This window comes from Helicobacter mehlei, from assembly GCF_007280785.1.
GTDB classification, from domain to species: domain Bacteria; phylum Campylobacterota; class Campylobacteria; order Campylobacterales; family Helicobacteraceae; genus Helicobacter; species Helicobacter mehlei.
This window is the reverse complement of the sequence record NZ_VKGC01000002.1, coordinates 119,569-144,349: the sequence shown is the minus strand read 5'-3', so window position 1 is coordinate 144,349 and position 24,781 is coordinate 119,569. Positions and strand designations below refer to the sequence as shown.

22 protein-coding genes are annotated in these 24,781 nt (G+C 46.3%); 14 read left to right on the top strand and 8 right to left on the bottom strand.

Going from position 1 to position 24,781, the window contains the following annotated elements; all coding sequences use genetic code 11:
- Window positions 1–16: 16 nt before the first annotated feature.
- The 3 genes from FNE76_RS01625 to FNE76_RS01615 all read left to right on the top strand — a co-directional run bounded on the left by FNE76_RS01625 (window position 17) and on the right by FNE76_RS01615 (window position 1,809).
- Window positions 17–709 (top strand): Bax inhibitor-1/YccA family protein, encoded by a 693-nt coding sequence (locus FNE76_RS01625; protein WP_120947679.1) that lies wholly within the window; start codon window positions 17–19, stop codon window positions 707–709.
- Window positions 693–1,115, top strand: coding sequence for a thiamine-phosphate pyrophosphorylase (locus FNE76_RS01620; protein WP_120947681.1), 423 nt, complete (start codon window positions 693–695; stop codon window positions 1,113–1,115). Before FNE76_RS01625 ends, FNE76_RS01620 begins: the two co-directional genes overlap by 17 nt.
- A gap of 61 nt (window positions 1,116–1,176) precedes the next feature.
- On the top strand, window positions 1,177–1,809 hold the full coding sequence (locus FNE76_RS01615; protein WP_120947683.1) for an NAD(P)H-dependent oxidoreductase: 633 nt from the start codon (window positions 1,177–1,179) through the stop codon (window positions 1,807–1,809).
- Here FNE76_RS01615 and FNE76_RS01610 read toward each other — a convergent pair.
- A complete protein-coding gene (locus FNE76_RS01610) occupies window positions 1,796–2,947 on the bottom strand; it encodes an epoxyqueuosine reductase QueH (protein ID WP_120947685.1) in 1,152 nt (383 codons plus the stop codon). The genes FNE76_RS01615 and FNE76_RS01610 overlap by 14 nt on opposite strands.
- A 189-nt stretch (window positions 2,948–3,136) precedes the next feature.
- Between FNE76_RS01610 and FNE76_RS01605 the strand changes: the two genes are divergently transcribed.
- Both FNE76_RS01605 and FNE76_RS08490 read left to right on the top strand, forming a co-directional pair.
- Entirely contained in the window at window positions 3,137–5,056 is a 1,920-nt protein-coding gene (locus FNE76_RS01605) for a methyl-accepting chemotaxis protein (protein WP_120947687.1), read from the top strand.
- 43 nt (window positions 5,057–5,099) lie between these two features.
- Window positions 5,100–6,296 carry a tRNA methyltransferase gene (locus tag FNE76_RS08490; RefSeq protein ID WP_235852190.1) on the top strand — a complete coding sequence of 399 codons (1,197 nt, stop codon included), beginning with the start codon at window positions 5,100–5,102 and terminating at the stop codon, window positions 6,294–6,296.
- Here FNE76_RS08490 and FNE76_RS01595 read toward each other — a convergent pair.
- From FNE76_RS01595 to FNE76_RS01585, 3 genes are read right to left on the bottom strand one after another with little or no spacing between them, the layout of a single operon-like run.
- Complete coding sequence (locus FNE76_RS01595) at window positions 6,293–7,438, bottom strand: NAD(P)/FAD-dependent oxidoreductase (protein ID WP_120947688.1); 1,146 nt, start codon at window positions 7,436–7,438, stop codon at window positions 6,293–6,295. The two genes, FNE76_RS08490 and FNE76_RS01595, sit on opposite strands and share 4 nt — an antisense overlap.
- A gap of 55 nt (window positions 7,439–7,493) precedes the next feature.
- Window positions 7,494–8,132, bottom strand: coding sequence for an ABC transporter ATP-binding protein (locus FNE76_RS01590; RefSeq protein WP_120947690.1), 639 nt, complete (start codon window positions 8,130–8,132; stop codon window positions 7,494–7,496).
- Between the two features lie 8 nt (window positions 8,133–8,140).
- Window positions 8,141–9,337, bottom strand: a complete 1,197-nt coding sequence (locus FNE76_RS01585; RefSeq protein ID WP_235852191.1) for an apolipoprotein N-acyltransferase — start codon at window positions 9,335–9,337, stop codon at window positions 8,141–8,143.
- Window positions 9,338–9,531: 194 nt separating this feature from the next.
- Between FNE76_RS01585 and FNE76_RS01580 the strand changes: the two genes are divergently transcribed.
- The 9 genes from FNE76_RS01580 to alr are packed head-to-tail and all read left to right on the top strand — an operon-like array spanning window position 9,532 to window position 18,681.
- The gene (locus tag FNE76_RS01580; protein WP_120947694.1) at window positions 9,532–10,128 is read left to right on the top strand and encodes a CvpA family protein; all 597 of its coding nucleotides are present in this window, start codon (window positions 9,532–9,534) and stop codon (window positions 10,126–10,128) included.
- Between the two features lie 10 nt (window positions 10,129–10,138).
- Window positions 10,139–11,641, top strand: coding sequence for a lysine--tRNA ligase (gene lysS, locus FNE76_RS01575; protein ID WP_120947696.1), 1,503 nt, complete (start codon window positions 10,139–10,141; stop codon window positions 11,639–11,641).
- Window positions 11,634–12,884: a serine hydroxymethyltransferase gene (locus tag FNE76_RS01570; RefSeq protein WP_120947698.1), complete on the top strand. Its 1,251-nt coding sequence runs from the start codon at window positions 11,634–11,636 to the stop codon at window positions 12,882–12,884. Before lysS ends, FNE76_RS01570 begins: the two co-directional genes overlap by 8 nt.
- A 9-nt stretch (window positions 12,885–12,893) precedes the next feature.
- Window positions 12,894–13,436, top strand: coding sequence for a DUF1882 domain-containing protein (locus FNE76_RS01565; RefSeq protein ID WP_120947700.1), 543 nt, complete (start codon window positions 12,894–12,896; stop codon window positions 13,434–13,436).
- 26 nt (window positions 13,437–13,462) lie between these two features.
- Window positions 13,463–14,503 carry an SPOR domain-containing protein gene (locus FNE76_RS01560; RefSeq protein WP_120947702.1) on the top strand — a complete coding sequence of 347 codons (1,041 nt, stop codon included), beginning with the start codon at window positions 13,463–13,465 and terminating at the stop codon, window positions 14,501–14,503.
- Window positions 14,504–14,554: 51 nt separating this feature from the next.
- A complete protein-coding gene (locus tag FNE76_RS01555) occupies window positions 14,555–14,929 on the top strand; it encodes a RidA family protein (RefSeq protein WP_120947704.1) in 375 nt (124 codons plus the stop codon).
- Window positions 14,930–14,938: 9 nt separating this feature from the next.
- The gene (locus tag FNE76_RS01550) at window positions 14,939–16,183 is read left to right on the top strand and encodes an NAD(P)/FAD-dependent oxidoreductase (protein WP_120947706.1); all 1,245 of its coding nucleotides are present in this window, start codon (window positions 14,939–14,941) and stop codon (window positions 16,181–16,183) included.
- 25 nt (window positions 16,184–16,208) lie between these two features.
- Window positions 16,209–17,573 carry an alanine/glycine:cation symporter family protein gene (locus tag FNE76_RS01545; protein WP_143928350.1) on the top strand — a complete coding sequence of 455 codons (1,365 nt, stop codon included), beginning with the start codon at window positions 16,209–16,211 and terminating at the stop codon, window positions 17,571–17,573.
- On the top strand, window positions 17,545–18,681 hold the full coding sequence (gene alr, locus FNE76_RS01540) for an alanine racemase (RefSeq protein ID WP_120947710.1): 1,137 nt from the start codon (window positions 17,545–17,547) through the stop codon (window positions 18,679–18,681). Before FNE76_RS01545 ends, alr begins: the two co-directional genes overlap by 29 nt.
- 211 nt (window positions 18,682–18,892) lie before the next feature.
- Here alr and dnaJ read toward each other — a convergent pair whose 3' ends face one another.
- The 4 genes from dnaJ to dxs all read right to left on the bottom strand — a co-directional run bounded on the left by dnaJ (window position 18,893) and on the right by dxs (window position 24,780).
- Window positions 18,893–20,023, bottom strand: coding sequence for a molecular chaperone DnaJ (dnaJ, locus tag FNE76_RS01535; RefSeq protein WP_185962955.1), 1,131 nt, complete (start codon window positions 20,021–20,023; stop codon window positions 18,893–18,895).
- Between the two features lie 66 nt (window positions 20,024–20,089).
- Complete coding sequence (guaB, locus tag FNE76_RS01530) at window positions 20,090–21,535, bottom strand: IMP dehydrogenase (RefSeq protein WP_120947712.1); 1,446 nt, start codon at window positions 21,533–21,535, stop codon at window positions 20,090–20,092.
- 14 nt (window positions 21,536–21,549) lie between these two features.
- Entirely contained in the window at window positions 21,550–22,902 is a 1,353-nt protein-coding gene (gatA, locus tag FNE76_RS01525; RefSeq protein WP_120947714.1) for an Asp-tRNA(Asn)/Glu-tRNA(Gln) amidotransferase subunit GatA, read from the bottom strand.
- Between the two features lie 39 nt (window positions 22,903–22,941).
- On the bottom strand, window positions 22,942–24,780 hold the full coding sequence (dxs, locus tag FNE76_RS01520) for a 1-deoxy-D-xylulose-5-phosphate synthase (protein ID WP_120947715.1): 1,839 nt from the start codon (window positions 24,778–24,780) through the stop codon (window positions 22,942–22,944).
- Window position 24,781: the final 1 nt, after the last annotated feature.

Sequence of the window (24,781 nt, the reverse complement as noted above, 5' to 3'; positions counted from 1 at the left end):
AATTAAAAGGAGTACTATGGCACTTTATGATCGATCTGGCTTGCAACAAGAAGCCTTTTCACACGCACAACAAAGCGAAACAGCCCTTGTTAATTTTGTTAAAACCACCTACAAGTTTTTTGCCGCTAGCCTCTTGCTCGCCACTATCGGCGCGCTAATTGGTTTTATGAATTTCCATATTGCGCTCCAGTATAAGTGGGTGTTTTTCATCGCTGAGATTGTTGCTTTCTTTGGCTTGATGTTCACAAGGAGCATGCCCACCCTCAATATGTTCATGCTCTTTGCCTTCACTTTCCTTTCTGGTATTACCCTTGTGCCCTTGCTGGGTTTTGTGATCGCTAAATCAGGTGCAGCTGCTATTTGGCAAGCTTTGGGTATGACCACCATTGTTTTTGGCGTGATGAGTGTTTATGCCATCAAAACTAAGAACGATCTGGCCAATATGGGCAAAATGCTCTTTATTGCCGTGATTGTAGTTTTGGTCGCCTCTTTAATTAACCTATTCTTAAACTCACCCTTCATGCAAGTAGCGATTGCGGGTGTGAGCGTGATCCTATTTAGCTTGTTTGTGGCTTATGACACCCAAAACATCATCCGCGGTCTATATGAAAGCCCTATCCAAGCAGCCACAGCACTTTATATCGACTTCCTCAACATCTTTGTTTCGCTCTTGCAAATCATGGGCATTATGGGTGGCCGCAACGACTAGAGATTTTGAGCGTCTCTTAGATGCTAATTTAAACCGCTTCAAGGAGGGGGTACGGGTGGTAGAGGATGTGATGCGCTACCTCTACGATCACGCTGAACTGGCCTTGAAACTTAAAAAAGTGCGCCACAACGCCACCTTGATTTTCCAACAAAATAACTTGGATTTATGTGCCCTTTGTGCTGGGCGCGATAGCCAAAACGATGTCCTAGTCGATTCGGACTTTAGCAATGCCGGATCGTGTTTGCAGATGGTGCAGGCTAATTTCAAACGTGCCCAAGAGAGCGCACGGGTGCTAGAAGAGTGCTTTAAATATCTGATTGCATTCGCTAAGCCAGCGGATTTTAAATCCTTGCGCTATGAATTATATACTCTTGAAAAAGAATGTATTGCTTTGATCCAAGCCTAAATATGAGTGCTTGTTTGGCAGATTTGGCTATAATCAACCATCTTAACACAAAGGACTTTGTATGCAACACCCCAAACCCCTACACCATGGCGATCTCAACGCCTTTTTGCACCGCCGTTTTGCGTGTAAAAAATTTGATGCCAGCTACACCTTACCCAAGGAAACCCTAGAGCTCATCTTAGAGGCTGCACGCCTAGCCCCTAGCTCTTATAACACCCAGCCTTGGGAATTTGTGGTCGTGCGTGGCAAGCTCAAAGACCAGCTTTTACCCCATGTGTTTTTTAACGCCGATATGATCCAAAGCTGTTCGGCTTTGGTTGTGGTGGGCTATATGCATGCGGGTTCTCTCAATGCGGAGTATTTGCGTGGGTTTTACACTCAAGAATACCATCAAAGAGTCGCTAATGGCGTGGAAGCCTTGCTCAAAGATCGCTTGAAAAACGATTTGACCTTGATTGAGGGCTACATGAAAGAGCAATGCTACATTGCTGTGGGGCAGATGACCCTAGTAGCCACCCTTTTAGGCGTGGATTCGTGCATCATTGGAGGGTTTGATGCCATTAAGGTCAAACATGTTTTGAATGCGCATTTTAACCCCCCCCACATCGCTTGTTTGGTGGCACTGGGTAAGGCAGACATGCCCACCACTAAAAAGGCACGCAAGCACAAAGATAGCGCAATCAAGTGGCTTTGAGTAAGTAAAAATTTTTGTGGGTGAAGGTTTGCGCCACGATCTCCAAATTGATGGGCGCATCTAATAGCCCCAAATTAGGGACAATGATGATGGGTTGGATACTCTCCAAACCAACGAGCTTTTGACGGATATGGAGTTCTTGCTCATAACTTAGGGGGGTGAAACTAGGCAGATTGAGCAAAGTTGCCACGCCCCTATGATCTAAAAATAGACTTTCATCTTTCACACTCACGCCTAGCATAATCTTTAAAGGCTTGATCTCCAAATGGTGTTGTTGGGCTAACATTTGTTCGGCTAAAGTCGCCTCAATACTATAAAGTTGGATCGTTAAATCCTTGATCACGACCTGCTTGCTCATCGAATGATTCAAAATCACGCTTGGGATCACTTGATCACCCACATGCACAACGCCCCTAAGCAGTAAATAAGTTTGTAAACTTTGTTGTAAAAGCTGGTAATCTTGACGGCTTTGCTCCAATTCATCCCGCTGGCTAAAAACTTGGAGGCGTTTGGTGATGCTAGCCGGGTGGATCTGGCGGCTTAAAGGGCTGATTAATTCCATGCATGGTTTGTCTTGGGCTTGGCGTTGGTCATTGAGGGCAAACTGACACCCGCAATAATTTTGGCGATAAAGTTTGTCGCGTTTGGCTAGGGCATTTTGTTTGGTTACTCCGCCCTGTGCGCGCACATTCAAATAGAGAAACTCCAGCCTGTAACGCCCCGCAATTTTTTCCCCCTGTTGTTTTAAAACCACCTGCTCTTTCATCGGGCTTGAGAGTAAAGTGGTGCTAAAGTGCTGGACACCCAGCATTAAGGCGAGTTTAGCGCAAGCCTCCAAACGCACATCAAAGCAGACATTGCAACGCGCCCCCTTTTCTTTTTCTTGTTCTAAACCTTTCACTGCCTCCAGCCATGCGCTCAAGGCGTATTCACCCTCAATGAGGGCAATATCCAAGTGCGCACACGAGCGTTTGACATCTTGGAGGCGTAATAAATATTCCTCATAAGGGTGTATGTTGGGGTTATAAAAAAACCCTACAAGAGAGCTTGTTGGGTAGAGTCTAGCCAATTCTTGCAAAAAATAATGGCTATCCACTGAACAGCAAATATGCACCAGTATCTGATCGGGTGCGCTCATTTTTTAAGCACCATATACACATAATAGCCCACACCGCCCACCAACACGCCGATTAAAAACATGAGCAAAAATAAGTCCAAAAAACCCATCGCCAACCTTGTTTTTGGGATTATAGCATAGCTAGCCCGCTAGGTAGCATTTTAAGTATTTTTTCTCTATAATGGGGGATCGCCTAAAATTGGACTTGAAATGGGATTTAAGAAAAAGATTGCATTGGTGTTAGCCACCGTTTTATTAGTAGGCTTTGGCACTTTTGGGGTTTTTATCGAGCGTTTTGTGCAAAAAATTGTGGTGAAAAGTGTCAAGGCTAATTTGCTAGAAATGGCGCACTCTAGCACGCGTTGGATTGCCGCTTGGAATGAGGATGACTTGCGTTTGTTCAAAATTGGGCTAGAACGCGTCGAGGCGTTAAAAATAACGCCTAACCATCTCCCTAATTTGGAACACTTGCGCGCAATTCTCTCTTATACCAACCAGACCCTACAAGCCTTGCACGTCTATATTGGACTGGAGAATGGAGCGATGTATTCCACCTTAGAAACGCCTAAAGGTTATGATCCTAGGGTGCGCGATTGGTATAAGAGTGCCAAAAGTTTGAAGAAGGCTGAGTTTTACGGTGAAATTTACAAGGATGCCTTTACACAAAAGTTGGTCATGGCCTATAGCGCGCCTCTTTATGTTGATGGGGAATTTGTAGGGGCTATGGGGGCGAGCGTTCCCCTGACTTTTTTCACCGACCATGTCAGCCTCTTGCGTTTTGGGGAGGAAGTGGGGGTTAGCATTTTGAGCGATAAGGGTTTTGTCATCACTTCAACCCGCTTAGAGGCAGGGATTGACATCCACAACTCTAACTCTGCGCTTAAAAATCTTTTTGACAAGATTGTAGCCCGACAAGAGGGGGTTTTAGTCCATACCGATCAAGGCCAAAAGGAGTTTTTGGTTTTCACCACGGTGCCTAGGTATAATTGGAAAATCATCGCGCGTATCCCTGTTAGTTTTGCCCTTAAAAGCGTGTCCTCTTTGCGGATTTTAATGTTTGGCATCTCTAGTTTTTTCTTGCTCCTAGTCTTGCTTGTCATGATCTCTTGGATTTACTACCTAGCCATGCCCTTAGAACGTTTAAATAGCTTGAGTTTGGACTTGACCAAGGGTAGTCGCGATTTGACCAAGCGTATCCCTCTCACAGAGGAGCAAAAGGGCAAAACCAAAGATGAGATCATCTCCATCGCCCAGCACATCAACACCTTTATTGAGCACATGCAAACCATCATGCTCAAATTCAAAAGTAGCGGATCGTCAAATGCCAATATCGCCCAAAGTGTGCGCGCTAAGGTCATCGAGATTCACAAGCGTGCAAGTCGGGCGATTGAGGTGCTCAAGGGCACGTATGATCGCAGTGAGAGCAATGCAAACAAGGTGCTTGATTGTTTGCAAAACACCAATAGCAATAACGAGAAGCTATACAGCACGGGCGCGCAACTCCAGCAAGTGCAAGAACAAATGGAGTCCCTCAATGCACGCTTAAACACCAATGCCAAACAAAGTGTAGAGTTTTCGCATAAACTTGAGGAGACCTCTCGAAGCACGGATAACATCAAAGAGGTTTTAACCATCATCGATGACATTGCTGCCCAAACCAACTTATTGGCCCTTAATGCCGCCATAGAGGCCGCGCGGGCGGGCGAGCATGGGCGCGGATTTGCGGTGGTGGCTGATGAGGTCAGAAAATTAGCCGAAAAAACGCAAAATAGCTTGACAAGTATTAATTCTACCATTAATGAGATGGTACAAAGTGTGGGCGATGTGAATCACAGCCTCAATCAGAATGCCCAAGAACTCGTGGAAACCGCCAAGTTAGCCACCAGCGTGCAGACGATTATGCAAACCAGCATGCAGAATATCCAAGAAGTGATCGATAACACCCGTGCAGATGTCAAAGAATTAGAAAGCGTGGTTGCGCACACCCAAGAGATGAACGATGAAATCAGCCAAATTAACACCATTGCTAGCCAGAACTTAGAAGACATTAGCGATATCCACAAAGCCAGCGACACCTTTGGCGATATCGCTAACGAGCTTAACGCAGATTTAGAAAAGTTCAAGGTTTAAGGCCACAAGAAGGCTTGTAAGATTATGTGCCATTTCAAATAAAATGATACGGTTACTTCTCTTAGCTTTCTTGGTCTTAAATCTGCAGGGCAAAGAACATGTATTGACTATCATGATTCCAATGGAAAAACCCAAAGAAGCTAAAAACACCCAATTTTTCAAGGCGTTTAAGACACTCTATGACTACATGGACAAGTCTTTTAAAGAAATAGAACCTCATGATCCAAACGAGAGACAGTCTTATCCCGATCGTCTATCAATCATGGCAGATTATACAGATGCCTCCATCCCCCTAGCCAAAGCTGTAGCTAGGCAAATACCCTTTCTTCAAGAATTTAAACCCAAAAACCAAAGAGAAGAGCTTTTCTTAGCCCATGTTAAAGACATGGAAATACCCCATGTCCTAGATGTAATCGATATCCTCACCCCCATCCCCGCTACCCATAGAGTAAAACCAAAAACCGCAGCCCATATGTTTTTAGATTCCGTTGCCTTTCTCTACACACCTTTGTTCAACGCCCACAAGGCTGGGCTAGATGTGATCGCCTATCTCCAACAACTCCACAAGGGAATTTCTCAAAAACAACTCGATGGGAGCATCCAAAAGATCATAAAGTTGTTTGATGAGGGTGTTCACCAGATCGGATTGTTCAACACGACAAGAGATCTTGACAAAGTGTTTAAAAACATTGTCCCCCATCAACCTTTTAGAAAACGCCTCACCCAAGATATGTATTATGCAGGAAAACTGATGGGGGCTTTTAGGTTAGACTGGGGCGAATGGGCTAGTATAGTTGTCAGTACAATCCTAAAGAGTGAAATACCACCAACCTTTGTGTTGGAGAATGACTTTTTTGTATTTGTGAGCAAAAACGCCCAACGCATAGACCCCGAACACCTCTTTGATTACTACATAGCACGGGTGTTCCCCTTAAATCGTAACGCCTCTTTTTACGATCGCTTACAAAATGACGACCCCAAGATTTTAAAAGACACGCTAAACGACCACCCCACCATGTGCCTAAGCCCTAAATATTTAAGCCCCAAATCCCGCCAAACCTGCCTACAACTCTTCCAAGCCCAAACTTACAACGCCCAAGACATTCAAGAGCAATTACACCTTGTGCGTTTGATTTCCATTGATGATGCCCCCTGTGTGTATTTAGACCCTAAGGATAAACTCCAAGTGTTTAAGTCTAATAATGCGATCTGCCAAACCCTACAAAAGATTGAATTTTAAGGGTTCACTTTTAAAGATCGCTCCCATTTCCATTCCGTGTATTTTTTCAGCCACGCAGCAATTTGACCGGCAAAATTAAAACGACCTACACGTCCAATAGCATAGCGCGCACCCAAAGAGCAGATCAAGCCCTTTTCTTGAAAAATAAAGGGCGCATTTGGGGCCTTATCCTCTAGGATCAGCCCAAATTGGCTACCCAAGTAAGCCCCCATTTGGCTAGCTAGCTGGGCACTTGCTGGATAGAATTTGCCCAATGGGTTTTTAAAGGCTGCACAATCGCCCAATACAAATATGCCTTGTTGTGGCATGTCCATAGGTTCTAAAAAGGCATTGACTTCTACTCTAGCGCGCGCGCTCGTCAAAAAGGGGGAGTTTTCTACCACTTGATTTCCCCTAACCCCACAAGTCCAAAAAATAAAATCTGCCATGATATCTTGTTTTGCGTGTTCTTTTTGGACCACCACCCTATCCGGGCAACATTCTAAAATCTTAGCTCCCACCTCTAAATGCACACCTAGACTCTGTAAATAAGCCACGCCCTTTTGCACCAACCGATCAGAGAACATGGGTAAAATTTGGGGCATAGCTTCTATGCATGTGATTTTAGCTTGGCTGGGATCAAACCCGTATTTTTTGAAAAACTTAGGGAGATGATCGCTTAGCGCGCCTATGAGCTCAATCCCACTAAACCCACCCCCGCACACCACCACGCTAAAATGCCCCTTGCAGGCTTGGATGGCTTGTAATAACTCTTGGTGGGTATTTTGTGCCTCTTTGTAGCTAACAAGTGCCCTTGTATGTTCTCTAACCCCATGCACCCCAAAACCCTCACTAGAAAAGCCCAGCCCCACAATGAGCTTATCATAGGCATATACGCCCCTTTGTCCCCGCACGCTTCTCGCTTGAATCTCTAGCACCCGATCCTCTATGAATTGCACGCCACTAGGTAAGATTTTAGAGAGTTCTAGGGCATGTTGTGATGCCCCCATTGCTACTTCATGCAAGAGAGTGCTAAAATAATGCAACGGACTTTTTGAGATTAAAGTAATTTGGCATTTTTTGTGCACAGATACACTCAACGCTTTTAAAAAGGCTAAGGACGCATAGCCTGCTCCCAAAACCAACACTCTTGGTGAATTCATGTGATATACCCTTTGTGATCTGCTAGAGATTTTTTGTATGCATAGACGTAGAATTTTAAACTTGGCGGAGTTGTTGGTTTTCTAAGAGGTAAGTGCGGCTACAATCCCGGGCGATTTTTTGATCGTGGGTGGCGAGCACTAGGATGCCCTTGTTGTCGTGAATATAGGCATGCATGGCTTGCATCACGGCTAGGGCGGTGGTGCTGTCTAAATTGCCCGTAGGTTCGTCTGCAAAAATGATTTTGGGCTTTTTGGTGAGGATTCGAGCAATGGAGAGGCGTTGTTGTTGCCCGCCACTCAGTTCGCCAACATGTTGGTTTAGGGTGTGGGCGATACCCAGAGTTTCTAAAAGTTCTGGAGAAATGGGCTGTTTGCTCAAAATGGAGGCCACTTGGAGATTTTCAAGCGCATTAAAACCCTTAAAAAGGTAGTGGGCTTGGAAAATGATCCCAATGGCATAACGCCTAATATCCAAGAGGGTTTTTAAGGGCAAAGCGTAAATATCGGGATGTTCTAGCAAACCAACTTGACCCTGCAAGGGTTGTAGCATGGTAGATAGGTGGTTTAAAAGGGTGCTTTTACCACTCCCACTCACCCCTAAAAGGGCAATGGATTCTTGAGGGCGCACATGCAGATGCACATCTTGATAGAGCCAAGTATCAAAGCGGTGGGCGATATGGGTGGCTTCTAACATGGTTGTCCTTAATAGATATGATCGCCTAGCAAAGCGGGGGTTAAAATATAAGAGGGGGAAAGATTGACGCTGTGGATGATGGTTTTATTAAAGCGTCTAGCGTAGTATTTTAAGAGCATGCGTTGCAAAAAGGGCTCAATGCTGGGTACAAACCATGCGTTGTTGCTGATGACCACCAAATTTGGGGGGCTATTTTCATAGGCTTGCCTAGAAGTGCCCTCATAGCAGACAAGGGGTCTAAAATCTAAATGTTGGGTTTTGATGTCGCTGAAATGGGGTGCATTGCCTAATTTAAAAACATCGGCTCCAAAAAAGAAACGATCCAAGTAGTCGGCTAAAAAACTAGGTAAGGGCATGCGCTCCCCAAAGGGGGCTAGAATGACTTTATGGGCATAGTGGTAATCCCCCTGATCAAAAACATAGGTAGAGTTGTAGATCGTGTCATTTTCTTCATAAAGTGCGCCGGTGATGATGGTGATTTGCTGGCTTAAGCTCAAAAGTGTGGGGATCAAGTTACTTTTATTGAGCGCGATGGGGAAGGCGGTTTCTGGCAGGATCACTACTTGTTTTTGGGCTTGGATGGCTTGTTGGATGGTGGTCAGATTAAGGGCGATTGTGGCATCTAAAAATTCAGGTTGCCATTTTGTTTTTTGGCTGGTGTTGGTTTGCACCACTTCTAGGGCGTTTGGATCAAGCGTGCTAGCAGGTTGTTTCCAGTTGATACACAGCACCAGCAACACCACAGCCAAGATTTTAGAGGGGGCATATAGGGACTTAAAGAACATAAAATTCTTGTAGCGTTGCATGAAAAGAGCAATCGCCACGATCACGCCTAAGAAACTGAGTCGATCCACTTTGAAACCCGAGTAGGCAAAAAAGGCATCGGGGACAAACCAGTCAAATCCAAAGGGGTGGATGTAGCTAGAGAGCCAAAGGGTGACTATGCGGTATAAAAGGGAATTAAAATAGAGCAGTCCATAAAACACCACCGCATAACACAGCGCGATTAAAACCATGATCAAGGGCATTAAAAAGACATTGTCATTGTAGCGGAAACTCAGCGCACACCAATAAAACAAACCCAAACCCACCCAAAATCCAAAGAAAAAACGCTTTTTAGCCGGCACGCTCAAATATGCCCACACGCTCAAAGGCGCGCTAAAACTCCCAAAGATCATCAAGGGTATGGGGTGATGGGCTAGCAATAGAGCACCATAGACGGGCAATAAAAACAACGGTATACACACACATACAAAGCCATAACCCCTCCATAACGATCGCGCAGACAAAGTACCACCTAATTAATAAAGTTTTGCCTATAATTTTAAGATTATAATTGTAGAATACGGCTTAAAGTCTTAAAAAGAATAGCACTTGTGGTATTAGGGAATGGGCGTTAATGGCTTACTATTTTGATGTTACGCTAGCTGTTTTGATTTTACTCATTGGGATTCGGGGTTTTTACAAGGGCTTGATTGATGAAGTGGCTGGCTTGCTGGGCATTGTGGCAGGCGTGTATCTCGCCTCTAGATTTGCCGGAGTTGCCGGGGAATGGTTTTCTGGTCACATCTACCACATACCCAACGACTCACTGGCTACTTTGATAGGCTTTGTGATCGTGTTGGCCAGCATCTGGATTGCATTTTTGATCCTTGGTGTTTTTGTCAGTAAGCTGGTGAATCTGAGTGGTTTGGGCATCATTGATCGGGTTTTGGGATTTATCTTCTCATGCGCCAAGATGTTTTTAGTCTTTGCCTTTCTAGTCTATGGTCTCTCCAGGTTATCAGCCATGAAAGATGTTGATCAGTATTTGCGCACCCATAGTCAAATTTACCCTTATATGCAGGAGGTCGCCTCGCATATCATGCAATTACAAGGCGTGCGCGAGCTTAGCAAGGTGATCCAACCCAAAAGTTCTACAGGAAAGCCCGCAGATAAGCCCGCAGATAAGCCCCAAGAGCCCCCAACCCCTCCCCAAGAAAAAATCAATTTGTAAAGTTTGATCCATGTTTGATAATCCCTATATCCAACAACGCATCCAAAAGGGCGAGCATTTGCGCCAAATGGCTTTAAATCCCTATGACAACCAAGTTACGCGCACTCTAGAAAATGCCACATTTTTAGAGCACTTTAAAGACTTGCACGCCCAAGAAGAGTCTAAAGACCCCAGTAGCGTGCATGCCCTCGTGGGGCGGGTGCGTTTTGTCCGCTTGATGGGCAAGGCGTGCTTTATGAAGATCGAAGATCAAAGTGCCTTAGTACAAGTCTATTTGTCCCAAAACGATGTGGGTAAAGAAGGTTTTGAGAACTTTAAAAAATGCGTGGAAGTGGGGGACATTCTCAATGTAACGGGCTACCCCTTTGTTACCAAAACGGGCGAATTGAGCCTACACGCCACCACTTATAAAATCCTCACCAAAGCTATTGTGCCCTTGCCTGAAAAATTCCATGGCTTGAGCGACATTGAGTTACGCTACCGCCAACGCTATGTGGATTTGATTGCCAACCCCGAAGTCAAAGAGGTTTTTAAAACCCGTAGCCAAGTTGTGGCTATTATCCGCCGTTTTTTTGAGCAAAGGGGTTTTTTGGAAGTGGAAACTCCGATGATGCACCCCATCGCTGGAGGGGCTAATGCACGCCCCTTTATCACCTACCACAATGCTCTAGAGGTGGAACGCTACCTGCGTATCGCCCCTGAATTGTATTTAAAACGCTTGGTGGTGGGCGGGTTTGAGGCGGTTTTTGAGATCAACCGCAATTTCAGAAATGAGGGCATGGATCACTCCCACAACCCCGAATTTACGATGCTGGAATTTTATTGGGCGTATAAGACTTATGAGGATTTGATCGCGCTGACCCAAGAATTATTCCATGAACTCTTAAAAACCCTCCAACTGCCCACCCAAATCCCCTACCAAGACTTAATGATTGACTTTAACGCCTTTAGTGTGATGAGTTTTAGGCAAGCACTCTTGGAAATTGGAGGCATAGCGTTGGGAGTTTTAGAAGACCCCGAGCAATTAAGAGATTTTTTAACCCGGCAGGGGGTGACCTTGGAGGTGTCTTTAAATTACGGGCAACTTTTAGCGCAAGCCTTTGATTTGCTTGTAGAACCCAAGCTCATTAACCCGACCTTCATCACGCAATACCCTATAGAGATTAGCCCTCTGGCACGCCGCAACGATCGTGATCCCAGTATCGCCGATCGCTTTGAGCTTTTTATCGCGGGCAAGGAGATCGCCAATGGCTTTAGTGAGCTTAACGACCCAATCGATCAATATACCCGTTTTGAGGAACAAGTCAAAGCCAAAGAACAAGGCGATGAGGAAGCGCAATTCATGGATGAGGATTATGTTTGGGCATTAGGGCATGGCATGCCACCCACAGCTGGGGAGGGGATTGGCATTGATCGGCTGGTGATGTTGCTCACCAATGCCAAGAGCATTAAAGATGTGATTTTATTCCCGGCGATGAAACCCCTACCCCCCAAAGAGAGAGTCCATGAATAGACCTTGTTATGTGCAAAAGAGCGACCCAGAGATTTTTAGCTACCTGCAAGAGGAATTAAAACGCCAAAACGACCATCTGGAGATGATCGCTAGTGAAAATTACACCTTTGAAAGTGTGATGGAGGTGATGGGGAGCATTCTAACCAATAAATACGCGGAAGGCTACCCCTTTAAACGCTACTACGGGGGCTGTGAAGTGGTGGATAAAATCGAACAATTGGCCATTGATCGGGCTAAAGAGTTATTTTCCTGTGCATTTGCCAATGTCCAGCCCCATTCGGGGAGCCAAGCCAATATGGCAGTCTATCACGCTTTGCTCAAGCCCTATGACAAGATTTTAAGCATGGATCTAAGTTGTGGGGGGCATTTAACGCATGCTTCCCCGGTGAGTTTGACGGGCAAACATTTCCATGGCTTTCACTATGGAGTCAATGATCAAGGCTGGATTGATTATGACCAAGTGCGCCAAATCGCTAAGTTGGTGCGCCCCCAGATTATTGTTTGCGGGTATTCAGCCTATCCTCGCGAAATTGATTTTAAGAGTTTCCGCGAAATTGCTGATGAGGTGGGTGCATTTTTGCTAGGCGATATCGCCCACATTGCTGGGTTGGTCGTGGCTGGCGAGCACCCCCACCCCTTCCCCCACTGTCATGTGGTGAGTAGCACCACACACAAGACCCTAAGAGGTCCTAGGGGCGGACTGATTTTGAGCAATGACGAGCAAATCGCCACTAAAATTAATCGTGCCATTTTTCCGGGCACACAGGGTGGGCCTTTAATGCATGTTATCGGGGCTAAGGCGGTGGGATTTCTAGAAAATCTCAAACCCACTTGGAAAATTTACGCTAAACAGGTGAAACAAAATATCCAAGTCTTGGCGCAAGAACTCTCCAAACGCGGGTTTGAGCTGGTGAGTGGGGGGAGTGATAACCACTTGATCTTGATGCGTTTTAGCGACTTTACGGGCAAGGATGCCGAACAAGCCCTAGGGCGCGCAGGTATTGCCACCAACAAAAACACGATCCCGGGTGAGACTAGAAGCCCTTTTGTAACCAGCGGATTAAGGCTAGGTTCAGCAGCTCTGACTAGTAGAGGCATGGAAGATAAGGCTTTTGCCTTCATTGCCAATAAGATTGCTGATGTGCTAGGGGATATCCACAACACAGACAAACAAGCCCGCATTAAAGCTGAGGTTGCCGAATTTGTGCGCCCCTATCTAAGTTATGACTCCCCCATCTTTTAAAGGATAATAATGACTGAGATGGATTTAAAACTCATTAAAATGCAAACAAGCCATTATTTTGAGCTCAAACTCGGTTTGGGGCAGAGAGTTACGCATTTGGGGCGTTGCTACTATGACAAGTTCGAACGAGTCGATGCCTCTTTGAGCTCCACGCTGATTCAAAAACATTGGAAAAAAGAGATCACCATTGCACATGGCTTGATTTTGGCTAACAACAAGGTCGAAAATATTGTCTTTGATTACAACGGACGCACTCCCGATCGCTTTTACCATAAAGCCCAACTCTTGCTAAGAGAGGAGGGTTTTATCAACTTTACCGCCTATGAGAGCAAAACCCCGGGGCATTTGCATTTGTACGTGCATAAAGGACACACCGAGCTAGGTGAAGGGTATCGTTTGGCTAAGACCCTTTCAATGAGGTTGGCACAGAACCTGCCTAATGAATGGCGGGTTTTTCCTAATAGCGATCTCCCTCCTTTTTTTAATATCCTCATCTTGCCCTATGCTATCTTTGCCAAAGAACGTGGAGCAAGCTGGGCGAAACATTTGTAGGTTTCAGATCATCTTAAAGGAAAGACATGGACAATAACTCCGAACTCAATCAAGAATTGAATAAAAAACTGAGCGAGGCTTTGGCCGAGGAATCTAGGGGTTCTGGGGTTAAAAAGATCTTGCTAATTGCGGCCATTGCGCTCATTGTGTTGGCCGTGGTGTTGGTCGTGTTTTGGAAAACCTCTCGAGAGCCAACCAAAAGTGTAGCCACCCCACCAGCTGATCAGAGTTTGCAAAAAGTGGGCAATATCCATGATAATAACTTTGAAAACCTGACCTTAGAACCCTCGGCTAACAAAAAACAAGAAGATAAGTTTGACAAAATCGTACAGGACATCCAAGCCAGACAAGCTAAAACTGAGGGCGTGGAAGAGAGTTCCAAGCTTTTAGCCCTCCCCACCAGCCCCCTAGATAAGAAAACAGAACAGTCTCCAGTTAAAAGCGAGTTGCACCCCCAGCCTCTAGAGCAAAAACCGATGCAGGCTGAAAAACCCAAGTCCCTACCCCCCCAACACACCCAAGAGAAGCGTGCTGAAAAACATGCAGAAAAACACGCCCAAAAGCATGCCACAAAGCCCCAAAAACACGCTGAAAACAAGCATGTCGATAAAAAGACTCCCCATGAGGTGAAAAAGCAACCCGAAAAAAGCGCGCAAAAACACCCGGAGAAAAAGCCCCACAAAGCCCCAGAGCCCCACAAAGCCCAAGTAGCACACGCCACCCCGCCGAGCAAACAAGTTTCCCAAGAACACCCCGTCTCCAAACCTAAAGAGCTCCCTAAAAGCGTAGCTAAAGCCCCAACGCCTACCCCCCAAAATCCTGCCCCCAAAGCCCCCCCTGCACCGGCGGCGATCCCCAAAGGCATTTACTTGCAAGTGGGCGTGTTTAGCAAAGCCCCCAACCCGCACTTTTTGGAAACCATCAAGCAATACCCCCACCAAGTCCAAGAGATCAACGGGCAAAAGCGTTACTTGATTGGTCCGTATGCCAATCGCGAACAGGCCGATGCGCAAATCGCCCCGATCACTGAGCACATTGGCAAACCCGTCCATGTTGAGATCAAATAGCTGTTATTTATTTAATGCTATAATGGGACTTTTTATCTTTAAGGAGCATACATGAAAGCAATCCATTCAGAGCGCGCCCCTAAGGCGATTGGCCCCTACTCCCAAGCTATTGAGAGCCACCATTTGGTTTTTGTATCCGGGCAATTAGGCATTAACCCACAAAATGGAGAATTTGCAGGAGAGGACATCCAAGCCCAAACCAAGCAAGCGATGGAAAATATCAAAGCCATTTTGCAAGAGGCAGGTTTGGGCATGCATGCCATTGTGAAAACCACCATTTTACTTAAGAATTTGGATCATTTTAGCGTGGTGAATGAGATTTACGGGAGCTATTTTAAAGAGCCCTACCCGGCTCGGGCAACCTATCAAGTCGCCAAACTCCCCAAAGATGGTTTGGTGGAGATTGAAGCTATCGCACAAAAATAGGGAGAGTGCATGCAAAAAGATGTCGTGGTGATTGGCGGTGGCATTGTAGGTTTGAGTTGTGCTTATGCATTGCATAAACTTGGGCGTCAAGTGAGCGTGATCGAGCAAGGTGATGGGAGCAATGGGACTTCCTTTGGCAATGCTGGGCTCATCTCGGCATTTAAAAAAACCCCCTTATCTAGCCCCGGTGTAGTCTCAGACACCTTGAATCTCATGCTAAAAGGGCAAGCACCCTTAGATATTCATTGGGGATTAAACCCCCAACTCTACAAATGGCTGTGGAAATTTGTCAGAAGTGCTAATGTTAAGGCAGCCAAGCGCACGATGGCATTGTTTGAGCACTATGGTTGGATGAGCCTAGATATTTACCATGAAATGCTTTCTAAGGGCATGGATTTTTGGCTCAAAGAAGATGGCTTATTGATGATCTACACTTTCAAGCACAATTTCAAAAAAAAGGTCAAATTGTGCCAGGAACACTACGATCCCAAGACTTACCAGGTTTTTAACGCCCAAGAAACTCTAGAATACATGCCCGTTGCCAAAGAAGATAGCATTGCCGGAAGTGTGTTGTTGAGCGAAAATGCCCATGTCGATGCTCGGGAAGTGATGGAGAGTTTGCAAGCCTACTTGAAAGAAGAGGGCGTGACTTTCTATTACAACGAAGAGGTGTTGGATTTTGATTTTGAGGACTCTAAAATCAGCAGTGTTTTGACAAACTACAACAAATACCAAGCTGATACAATCATTTTGGCCACCGGTGCAAACCCCTACTTACTTAAGAAAACTAAAAATAACTTTTTGATGATGGGTGCCAAGGGCTATAGCATCACCTTTAGAATGGAGGAGCGTTTAAAGCCCAAGACCTCTTCTTTATTTGCCGACATCTTCTTGGCGATGACTCCTAGACGGCATGATGTGCGGATCACTTCTAAATTAGAGCTCAACACCAGTGACTCGAGTGTTACGGCTTCTCAAATTGCCAACATCAAAAAGAATTTCACCACTTTCACTAAGCCCTTTGAAATGCTAGAGCCCAAAGAGTGGTGCGGGTTTAGACCTCTAACCCCCAATGATATTCCCTATCTGGGCTATGACAAACAATACAAAAACTTGATTCATGCCACCGGACTAGGCTGGTTAGGGGTAACCCTAGCACCAGCTATCGGGCAAATCATCGCTGATTTGACTTTAAAAGGTTGCAACGAGAAAAGCCAAGATACCATGCTCTTCTCGGCTTTTTTTAGAGATTAGTTTTTACACCACTTAAGGATTATCCATGGCCTCTCTCAATGCGTGGTTAGAGATTTTCAAGACGTGGGTTTGGGGCCCCCCCTTGTTAGTTTTGCTTGTGGGCACGGGCTTATTTTACACTTTTGTGTTGAAGGGCCTACAATTTTCTAAAATCCCCCATGCTTTTAAGGTGCTTTGCACCAGAGACAAGCACTCTAAGGGTGATATTTCACAGTTTTCAAGTCTAATGCTCTCTATTGGTGCGACCGTGGGGATTGGGAGCATTATTGGCGTGTCTGTTGCCATTGTTTCAGGGGGGCCGGGGAGTATCTTTTGGATGTGGATCACGGGTTTAGTGGGCATGGCGACCAAATATGCTGAGGGTGTCCTGTCCCTAAAATATAGAGAGGTGGGCAAATTCGGGCACAAGGGCGGTCCGATGTATTACATCAAAAACGGCTTGAACATGCCCAAACTCGCCTTTATTTTTGCACTCTTTACTTTATTGGCCTCCTTTGGCATTGGGAGCATGACCCAAGCTAACGCCGTCTCTTCGATTCTCTTACACCATGCTTCTATGCCTGCTTGGTTCTCTGGGATTGTGATCACGGCCATTACCGGGTTGATTTTAATGGGGGGGATCAAGTCTATTAGCAAATTTAGCGACTATTTTGCTCCCTTTATGGTGCTTTTATACGTGCTCACTACACTTTATATTGTGATCACCCACCCTCTAGATGCCTTGCAGGCTTTCAAGCTTATTTTTGCTGATGCCCTGCATCCCAAACAAATATTAGGGGGCACAGCCGGGGGGGTAACCTTGTTAGTCATGATCCAAATTGGGGTTTCTAAAGGACTCTTTTCTAATGAGGCAGGCATGGGGAGTGCTGCCATTGTGGCAGCCGCTTCTAAAAGCGCACATCCGGTCAAACAAGCTTTAATCACCATGTTACAACCGTTGATCATCACCATGCTGGTTTGTACCTCTACGGCTCTTTTAGTTTTGATGTCGCCTGTGTATAAAGAATTTCACGATGCCAGCTTGCTAACCTATGAGAGTGTGCGCTACTTTTACCCCCATGCTGGCTGGATTGTCTTTGCCTCCACCATCTTTTTTGCCTATTCAACCATTGTGGGCTGGGCTTATTATGGGGAGAGAAGCATTGAATTTACCTTTGGGGAGCGTTATATTTTCCCCTACCGCATTCTCTATCTCATCACTATCTTTGTAGGATCGGTTACCAAGCTAGAATTTGTGTGGAATTTCTCAGACATTGCTAATGCACTGATGGCAATCCCCAATCTCATCGCCCTGCTCTTGCTTTATAAAGTTGTGGTGGCCGAAACGCATGCCTATTTTAACACTTGCCCCAACAACCCCCATGCTTGCCAACCAACCCCCGCGCGCTAGTTATGTAGAGGTCAGTACCGCCGCTCTAGCGCATAATTTTGGAGTGATCCAACAAGCCTGCCAAATGCCCTTAATGGCTGTGGTGAAGGCCAATGCCTACGGTGCGGGTGCGCTAGGGGCTAGCCATGTGTTTATTGAGCAAGGTGCCATTTATCTAGGCGTGGCAACCTTAGATGAAGCTTTGGAGTTGCGCCAAGAGTTTAGCAAAATTCCCATTTTGATCTTAGGCTTCACTCCCGATCACATGGCACAAACTCTAGTAGAACAACGCATCACCCAAACAATTTTTTCACTCAAGCAAGCCCAGCATTTCTCAGAAGTCGCCCTATCTTTAAAACAAACCCTCAAGGTGCATATCAAGATCGATACAGGCATGAGCCGTCTAGGCTTTTTACCCACCCAGCAAAATGCTAAACAAGTGGCCAAAATCGCCCAACTTAAGGGCCTAGAAGTGGAAGGCATTTTCACCCACCACAGCAACGCCGATGCCCTGTATAAAACTTACGCCCTAGAGCAAGCCGGGCGTTTTATGGATTTTTTAAACCAACTCAAAGTCTTGGGACTAGAGTTTAAATACCGCCACATGGCCAACAGCGCAGCCGCTCTGTCTATGGAGAATTACGGCCTAGATTTAGCCCGTGCGGGATTAGCCCTCTATGGTCTGCACCCCTCCATTTACACAGAAGATGCCCTGAATAAAAAGGGCTTAGAATTACAACATGCCATCACTCTAAAAGCGCAAATTGTGAGCTTAAAAAACATTGAGGCGGGGCGTTTAGTGGGCTATGGCGAGGGGTATTATTGTTTAGCACCTACAAAAGTGGGGGTTTTGCCTTTAGGCTATGGGGATGGGTTTTCTAAGATTTTAGGTAACAAGGCTTGGGGGCTCTTGCATGGGCAACAAGTGCCTATCATTGGGGGGGTGTGCATGGATCAGTGTTTTATTGATGTGGGGGATATCCCTACTCAAGAGGGCGATGAGGTGATCTTGCTAGGCGATCCACAAAGCGGGGCGATGGGAGCTAGCGATGTTGCTAAGATTTTAGGCATTATCAATTACGAATCCATCACCATGCTCACCCGCCGCTTGCCCCGCGTGTATATCTAGGCGATTTGATATGGTTTGGTGTGCGCAGACCACCAACACGCCCCACCACACTAACGTTTTAAAGCCCAAAACAATGGTAACCAAGATTCCAAAACGACTATAGTCTTTAGACGCAATGTAGCGATTTACGCCGACTAAATGGAGGGGGCTCTTGGGGGGCAAACAGCTTATGGAGCAAGACAGTCATCTCCAAGCACAATTCAGATTTCAATCACTTCTTCACCAAGTCCTGCAACCAGTGTTTGACCTTGCCATAACACACCTCAAAGACATTTTTATATGGCTCGCTCTCATAGCCAAAACTTTCATGGAGTTTGATGAGGAGTTCTTTTTGCTTCTCATCGAGTTTTTGGGGATAAACAATTTTCACCACCGCGATCAAATTCCCACGCCGACTACTATTGACATCTTTGACCCCCTCATTTTTGAAGATAAAGGGCGCGTGATCGGCGGTGTTGGGTGGGATTTGCAATTCCAGTTCTTTTTTTAACGAGGGCACCATGATTTTACTCCCCAATGGGATAGAAGTGAAAAATACGGGCACTTCAATGTAAATATCATTCCCACGCCGCACAAAATGTTCATCTTCTTCCACCACGGCTTCCAAATACAAATCCCCACGCATGCCCTGTTGGTATTCATTGCCCCGCCTAGCCACGCGGATACGATTTTGCGCATCAATCCCCTCGGGTACATCTAGGCTAAACTCCTCCTTTTGGACTATAAAACCCTGACCCTTACAAGAGCCGCATTTTTCTTTGACAACCTGCCCCTTGCCCTGACAATGCGTACAGGTGCTTGCCAAAGTCATAAAACCTTGCTGGATAAAACTTTGCCCCCTGCCTTGGCAGTGCGGACAAGTTTGGGTCTTACCCTCCTTAGCCCCGCTCCCCTGACATGCCCCACACCATGCTTTAAAATCAAGCTTGATATTTTTTTTGCACCCAAAAACAGCTTCTTTAAAGCTCAATTCTAGGGGTACCAACAAGTCTTTGGGGATTTTGGATTGTGGCTGGCGTTTGCCAAACCCAAAGGCATTGGAGAAAATAGAATCTTCCCCAAACAAATCCGCAAAAATATCGCCCAAATCGCCAAAGCCCCCGCCCATACCCCGCCCCTCTAAGCCTTGCTTACCATAGCGATCGTAAATTTGGCGTTTTTGATCATCAGCTAGCACGCTATAAGCCTCGCTGATTTCCTTAAATTTCTCCTCAGCTTCTTTGTCGCCCAAGTTGCGATCGGGGTGGTATTTCAGGGCTAATTTTTTATAGGCTTTTTTGATGCTCTCTTTATCGGCGGTGCGCTCCACGCCTAGCATCTCGTAGTAATCCAAAGACTCCAAAATAACCTCTCTGCATTGGTGTTAAAAAAAGCATTCTACTTTAAAAAGATTGATTTAGCATTAAAGCTAGCCATGATAATTGGGGGCTTCTTTGGTGATATCTACATCATGTACATGCGACTCTCTTAAGCCCGCAGCAGTGATCTCCACAAATTGGGCGTTTTTAGTGAGAGTGGGGATGTCCTTAGCCCCTAGATAGCCCATTGAGGATCGCAAACCACCCACAAGCTGGTAAATAATATCCGCAATCTTACCCCGATAAGGCACGCGCCCCTCAATCCCCTCAGGGACCAGCTTTTCAGCTACCAAACCCTCTTGAAAATAGCGATCAGAACTCCCCTTACTCATCGCTCCAATGCTCCCCATGCCCCGATAACTCTTATACTGCCGACCTTGATAGATCAGCGTATCCCCCGGGGACTCCTCAGTGCCCGCAATCAAGCTCCCAATCATCACGCAAGATGCCCCCACTGCCAAAGCCTTAGCCACATCGCCGGAATATTTAATACCCCCATCGGCAATAATAGGAATATCGTATTTACGCGCCTCTTGGTAGCAAAAATCCAGCGCGCTCATCTGGGGCATCCCCACCCCAGCCACAATGCGAGTCGTGCAAATGCTCCCCGGTCCAATCCCTACCTTAATCGCATCTGCACCCGCATTGATCAAATCTCTAGTGGCTTGCGCGCTCACCACATTCCCCACCACGACATCAATGTCTAGCTCTTTTTTAATTGCCTCTAGGGTTTTGATAATATTGAGCGAATGCCCATGCGCGCTATCCAAAACCAAGACATCCACCCCGGCCTTGACCAACGCCCTAGCCCGATCGAGTTGGTTAGCCCCCAAAGCCGCTCCCACACGCAAACGCCCCAAATGGTCTTTGTTGGCTTGGGGGTATTCAATGCGTTTTTGGATATCTTTAATGGTGATGAGCCCCTTCAGGATGTCGTTTTCATCCACTAAGGGGAGTTTTTCAATCTTATGTTGGTGCATGATGGCTTGTGCCTCATCTAGACTCACACCCGCATGGGCAGTCTTCAAGGGGGTTTTAGTCATCACTTCCTCCACCCGCTTACTCAAGTCACTTTCAAAGCGCAGATCACGATTAGTCAAGATGCCAATGAGTTTTCCTCCCTTATCAATCACGGGGACACCCGAGATTTTATAATTATCCGTAATGGCTTTAGCTTCCGCTAAACTCGACTTGGCATGGATATAAATGGGATCGTGAATCACCCCACTTTCACTCTTTTTAACCTTCAACACCTCTTGAACTTGCTCTTCAATCCCCATGTTTTTGTGGATGATCCCAATCCCCCCTAACCTTGCCATCGCAATAGCACTTTGGTATTCCGTAACCGTGTCCATAGCCGCGCTCACAAAGGGGATATTTAAACTGATGCGCTTGCTAAGCCTAGAGATCACGCTGACCTCTTTGGGCAAGACCTCTGAATAACACGGGATTAACAACACATCCTCAAAAGTGAGGGCTCTACCGATGGTTTGCATGGATTCTCCTTATCTTAAAATGTCAAATTTAACTCCTGCTCCAAGCCGTAAGCCACATCTAAAATATCCTGCTCCCCAAAAGTCCTCCCAATCAATTGCATGCCAATGGGCAGTCCCGTTTTGTCCTTAGCCACAGGCAAAGAGAGAGCGGGCAGACCCGCTAAATTCACCCCCACGGTGTAAATATCGCTCAAATACATTTGCAAGGGTGTGGCATGCGCATTAAATTTGGGTGCTACGCTAGGGGCCACAGGGGCTAAGATCACATCAACTTCTTTAAAAATTTGGGTGTATTGCTGGGCGATGAGAGTGCGCACCTTTTGGGCTTTGAGGTAGTAGGCATCATAGTAGCCACTACTCAGCACAAAATTACCCAACATGATCCGTCTTTTGACCTCCTCCCCAAAACCCGTGTTGCGACTCAGGCTATAGAGTTCCTTAAGATTAGAGCTAGCAACGCGCTGCCCATAACGCACCCCATCAAAGCGGGCTAGATTAGAACTGGCCTCAGCGGTGCTGATCACATAGTAAGTGGCGACATGGTGTTTGCTCTCTAGCAAATCAAAGTGGAAGGTCTCATGCCCCATTTCCTCCAATAAATGCACGCTGTCATAATAAGCAATGGCAATGGACTCATCGGCTTCTTGCAAATAATCTTTCAGCACCCCGATTTTAAGGCGGCGATCCTTGTCTAAATTTTTAAAAGTGAGCGTGCTCTCTAGGGGAGCACTGGTCGAGTCGCGTTTGTCTGCCCCACTAATAGCATCTAATAAAAGCGCACAATCCTCCACATTTTGGGTAATGGGCCCGATTTGATCTAAACTTGAACTATAAGCCACCAGCCCATACCGACTCACGCGCCCATAAGTGGGCTTAAGCCCCACACACCCACAATAACTAGCTGGCTGGCGAATGGACCCCCCCGTATCACTCCCCAAAGCGGCAATGGCAACCCCGCCCGCTACCGCACTAGCACACCCCCCCGAGCTCCCCCCAGCCACACGGCTTAAATCCCTAGGGTTTTTCACCCCCCCATAACAACTTGACTCGCTGGTGCTTCCCATGGCAAATTCGTCCATGTTGGCACGCCCAAAGGCACACATGCCATTTGCATGCAATTTGTCAATGACCCCCGCATGGTAGGGCGCGATATAGCCTTGTAAAATCTGGCTCGCGCAAGTGATCTCCCAACCCTTGACGTTGATATTATCCTTGATCAAAATGGGTACGCCCGGACCGCTGGAGGCATCTGGTGTGCCGATATAGGCATTTAATTCGGGTTTTTCTGCAACTTTTTGGGCGATCGTGGCTTTGAGTGTGTCTAATTCAGAGACTGATAAAGACATAGCTTGTTTGAGAGTGAGCATAAAATCTCCTAGCATTTTATTTAATCTTAGCAAAATAAGCTATGAGTTATCCTTTAAAATCTCTTGGGCTAGGGTTGTTGGATCGATTTTTAAAGTACACTCCACCGCAACACTATTGCCATGCAAGACATACAAATCACCCACTTCAAAACTCTTCAAATACACCCCCCCGCCCAAAAACTCTAATAGCGCGCTCCCAACACCCCCCATCAAATACGAATCACTAAAGACATAAATTTTAGAGTAACGGGGTAAAATATTTTGCAAATCTGAATCCAAGGGCTTTAAAAAGCACAAATCCAACAACCCCACTTCCAAGCCCTCTGCCTCTAATAACTTCAAAGTCGCATACGCCCGCCCCACGCCATTCCCATAGCCTACCAATAAGATTTTACCCCCCTCTTGAAGCCACTCACACTTGCCTAAGGTGTAGGGTTTAGCCTCAAACGCCCCATCAGGGAGCAAAAATGATCCTCTAGGATATCTAAAGGCACATGGACCTTGATTGTATTGGTTGGCAAAATAAATCGCCTGTTTTAAAGTGGCGTTATCCCTAGGGGCCAGCAAGACCATGTTGGGGATGGGGCGCAAGTAAGCGGTGTCTAGCAATCCTTGGTGGGTTTCCCCATCCTCACCCACAATCCCAGCGCGATCGATGGCAAATTTTACAGGCAAGGACATGATTCCCACATCATGCACGATCTGATCAAATGCTCTCTGTAAAAAAGTGGAATAAATGCTCACAAAGGGTTTAAAACCCTCTTTAGCTAAAGCCGCCATAGAGGTTACGGCGTGTTGCTCGGCAATGGCAACATCCCAAAACCTCTGGGGGTAGCTATCTATGAGTTTGCCAAGCCCTGTGCCCCCGGGCATAGCCGCTGTAACCCCCACGATCTTATCATCTTGGCTAGCCAATTCAAAAAGGGTGTCTGAATAAACCTGTGTGGGGCTCAAGGGCTTAGGAGCACTTTTAAGACTTTGCCCAGTTTTGAGATCAAAGGGCCCTACGCCATGCCATTTCTCATATTTCCCCTCTGCGATTTGATAGCCCTTGCCCTTGGTGGTTTGGGCGTGGATGAGTAAAGGTCCTTTGGTGTCTTTAGCAATTTGGAAGGCTTGGGTGATTGCCTCCAAATTATGCCCATCAACGGGTCCCAAGTAGCTAATGCCTAACTCCTCAAATAAAATCCCGGGCGTGATGAGCTTAAAAGACTCCTCAAAGCGGTTGGCTAAATAATTCACCCCCTCAGGCATGGACTTTAAAATATTTTTGATTTTCTCGCGCAAAGACTGGTAGAGCGGGCGCGCCATCAAATGGGACAGCGCATTGCTGATCGCCCCTATGGGTTTGGCAATGCTCATTTCATTGTCGTTTAACACAATCACTAAGGGGTATTTGCGATCGCCTAGCTCATCTAGGGCTTCATAAGCTAGCCCTGCACTCAAACTCCCATCGCCCACCATCACCACGGGCACATGATCGATACCCTTGAGTGCATAAGCCTTAGCCACGCCCACGCCCACAGAAATTGCCGTGGAGCTATGCCCGGCAATGAAATAGTCATAGGGCGATTCACTAGGGCGCACAAATCCGCTGATCCCCCCAATCTGGCGTAGGGTGCTAAATGCTTCAAAACGCCCCGTTAGGAGTTTATGGGCATAGGCTTGGTGGCTGGTATCAAAAATAAAGGGGTGCTTGTCTTTGTCAAAGACATTGTGCATGCCCACAATGATCTCAATCGCCCCCAAAGAAGAACTCAAATGCCCACCATTATGGCTAACCACCTCCAAAATGCGCTCCCTTAAAAGCACGCAAACCTTCTCAAGTTGCGCGCTCTCTAGCCCATAGACTTCTAAATCTTTGAGAACACATTCCATA

Bases quoted from the DNA above. Each gene is read 5' to 3' on its own strand.
- FNE76_RS01625 (WP_120947679.1), top strand. From the start codon at position 17: ATGGCACTTTATGATCGATCTGGCTTGCAACAAGAAGCCTTTTCACAC.
- FNE76_RS01615 (WP_120947683.1), top strand. From the start codon at position 1,177: ATGCAACACCCCAAACCCCTACACCATGGCGATCTCAACGCCTTTTTG.
- FNE76_RS01610 (WP_120947685.1), bottom strand. From the start codon at position 2,947: ATGAGCGCACCCGATCAGATACTGGTGCATATTTGCTGTTCAGTGGAT.
- FNE76_RS01605 (WP_120947687.1), top strand. From the start codon at position 3,137: ATGGGATTTAAGAAAAAGATTGCATTGGTGTTAGCCACCGTTTTATTA.
- FNE76_RS08490 (WP_235852190.1), top strand. From the start codon at position 5,100: ATGATACGGTTACTTCTCTTAGCTTTCTTGGTCTTAAATCTGCAGGGC.
- FNE76_RS01595 (WP_120947688.1), bottom strand. From the start codon at position 7,438: ATGAATTCACCAAGAGTGTTGGTTTTGGGAGCAGGCTATGCGTCCTTA.
- FNE76_RS01590 (WP_120947690.1), bottom strand. From the start codon at position 8,132: ATGTTAGAAGCCACCCATATCGCCCACCGCTTTGATACTTGGCTCTAT.
- FNE76_RS01580 (WP_120947694.1), top strand. From the start codon at position 9,532: ATGGCTTACTATTTTGATGTTACGCTAGCTGTTTTGATTTTACTCATT.
- lysS (WP_120947696.1), top strand. From the start codon at position 10,139: ATGTTTGATAATCCCTATATCCAACAACGCATCCAAAAGGGCGAGCAT.
- FNE76_RS01570 (WP_120947698.1), top strand. From the start codon at position 11,634: ATGAATAGACCTTGTTATGTGCAAAAGAGCGACCCAGAGATTTTTAGC.
- FNE76_RS01565 (WP_120947700.1), top strand. From the start codon at position 12,894: ATGACTGAGATGGATTTAAAACTCATTAAAATGCAAACAAGCCATTAT.
- FNE76_RS01560 (WP_120947702.1), top strand. From the start codon at position 13,463: ATGGACAATAACTCCGAACTCAATCAAGAATTGAATAAAAAACTGAGC.
- FNE76_RS01555 (WP_120947704.1), top strand. From the start codon at position 14,555: ATGAAAGCAATCCATTCAGAGCGCGCCCCTAAGGCGATTGGCCCCTAC.
- FNE76_RS01550 (WP_120947706.1), top strand. From the start codon at position 14,939: ATGCAAAAAGATGTCGTGGTGATTGGCGGTGGCATTGTAGGTTTGAGT.
- FNE76_RS01545 (WP_143928350.1), top strand. From the start codon at position 16,209: ATGGCCTCTCTCAATGCGTGGTTAGAGATTTTCAAGACGTGGGTTTGG.
- alr (WP_120947710.1), top strand. From the start codon at position 17,545: ATGCTTGCCAACCAACCCCCGCGCGCTAGTTATGTAGAGGTCAGTACC.
- guaB (WP_120947712.1), bottom strand. From the start codon at position 21,535: ATGCAAACCATCGGTAGAGCCCTCACTTTTGAGGATGTGTTGTTAATC.
- gatA (WP_120947714.1), bottom strand. From the start codon at position 22,902: ATGCTCACTCTCAAACAAGCTATGTCTTTATCAGTCTCTGAATTAGAC.
- dxs (WP_120947715.1), bottom strand. From the start codon at position 24,780: ATGGAATGTGTTCTCAAAGATTTAGAAGTCTATGGGCTAGAGAGCGCG.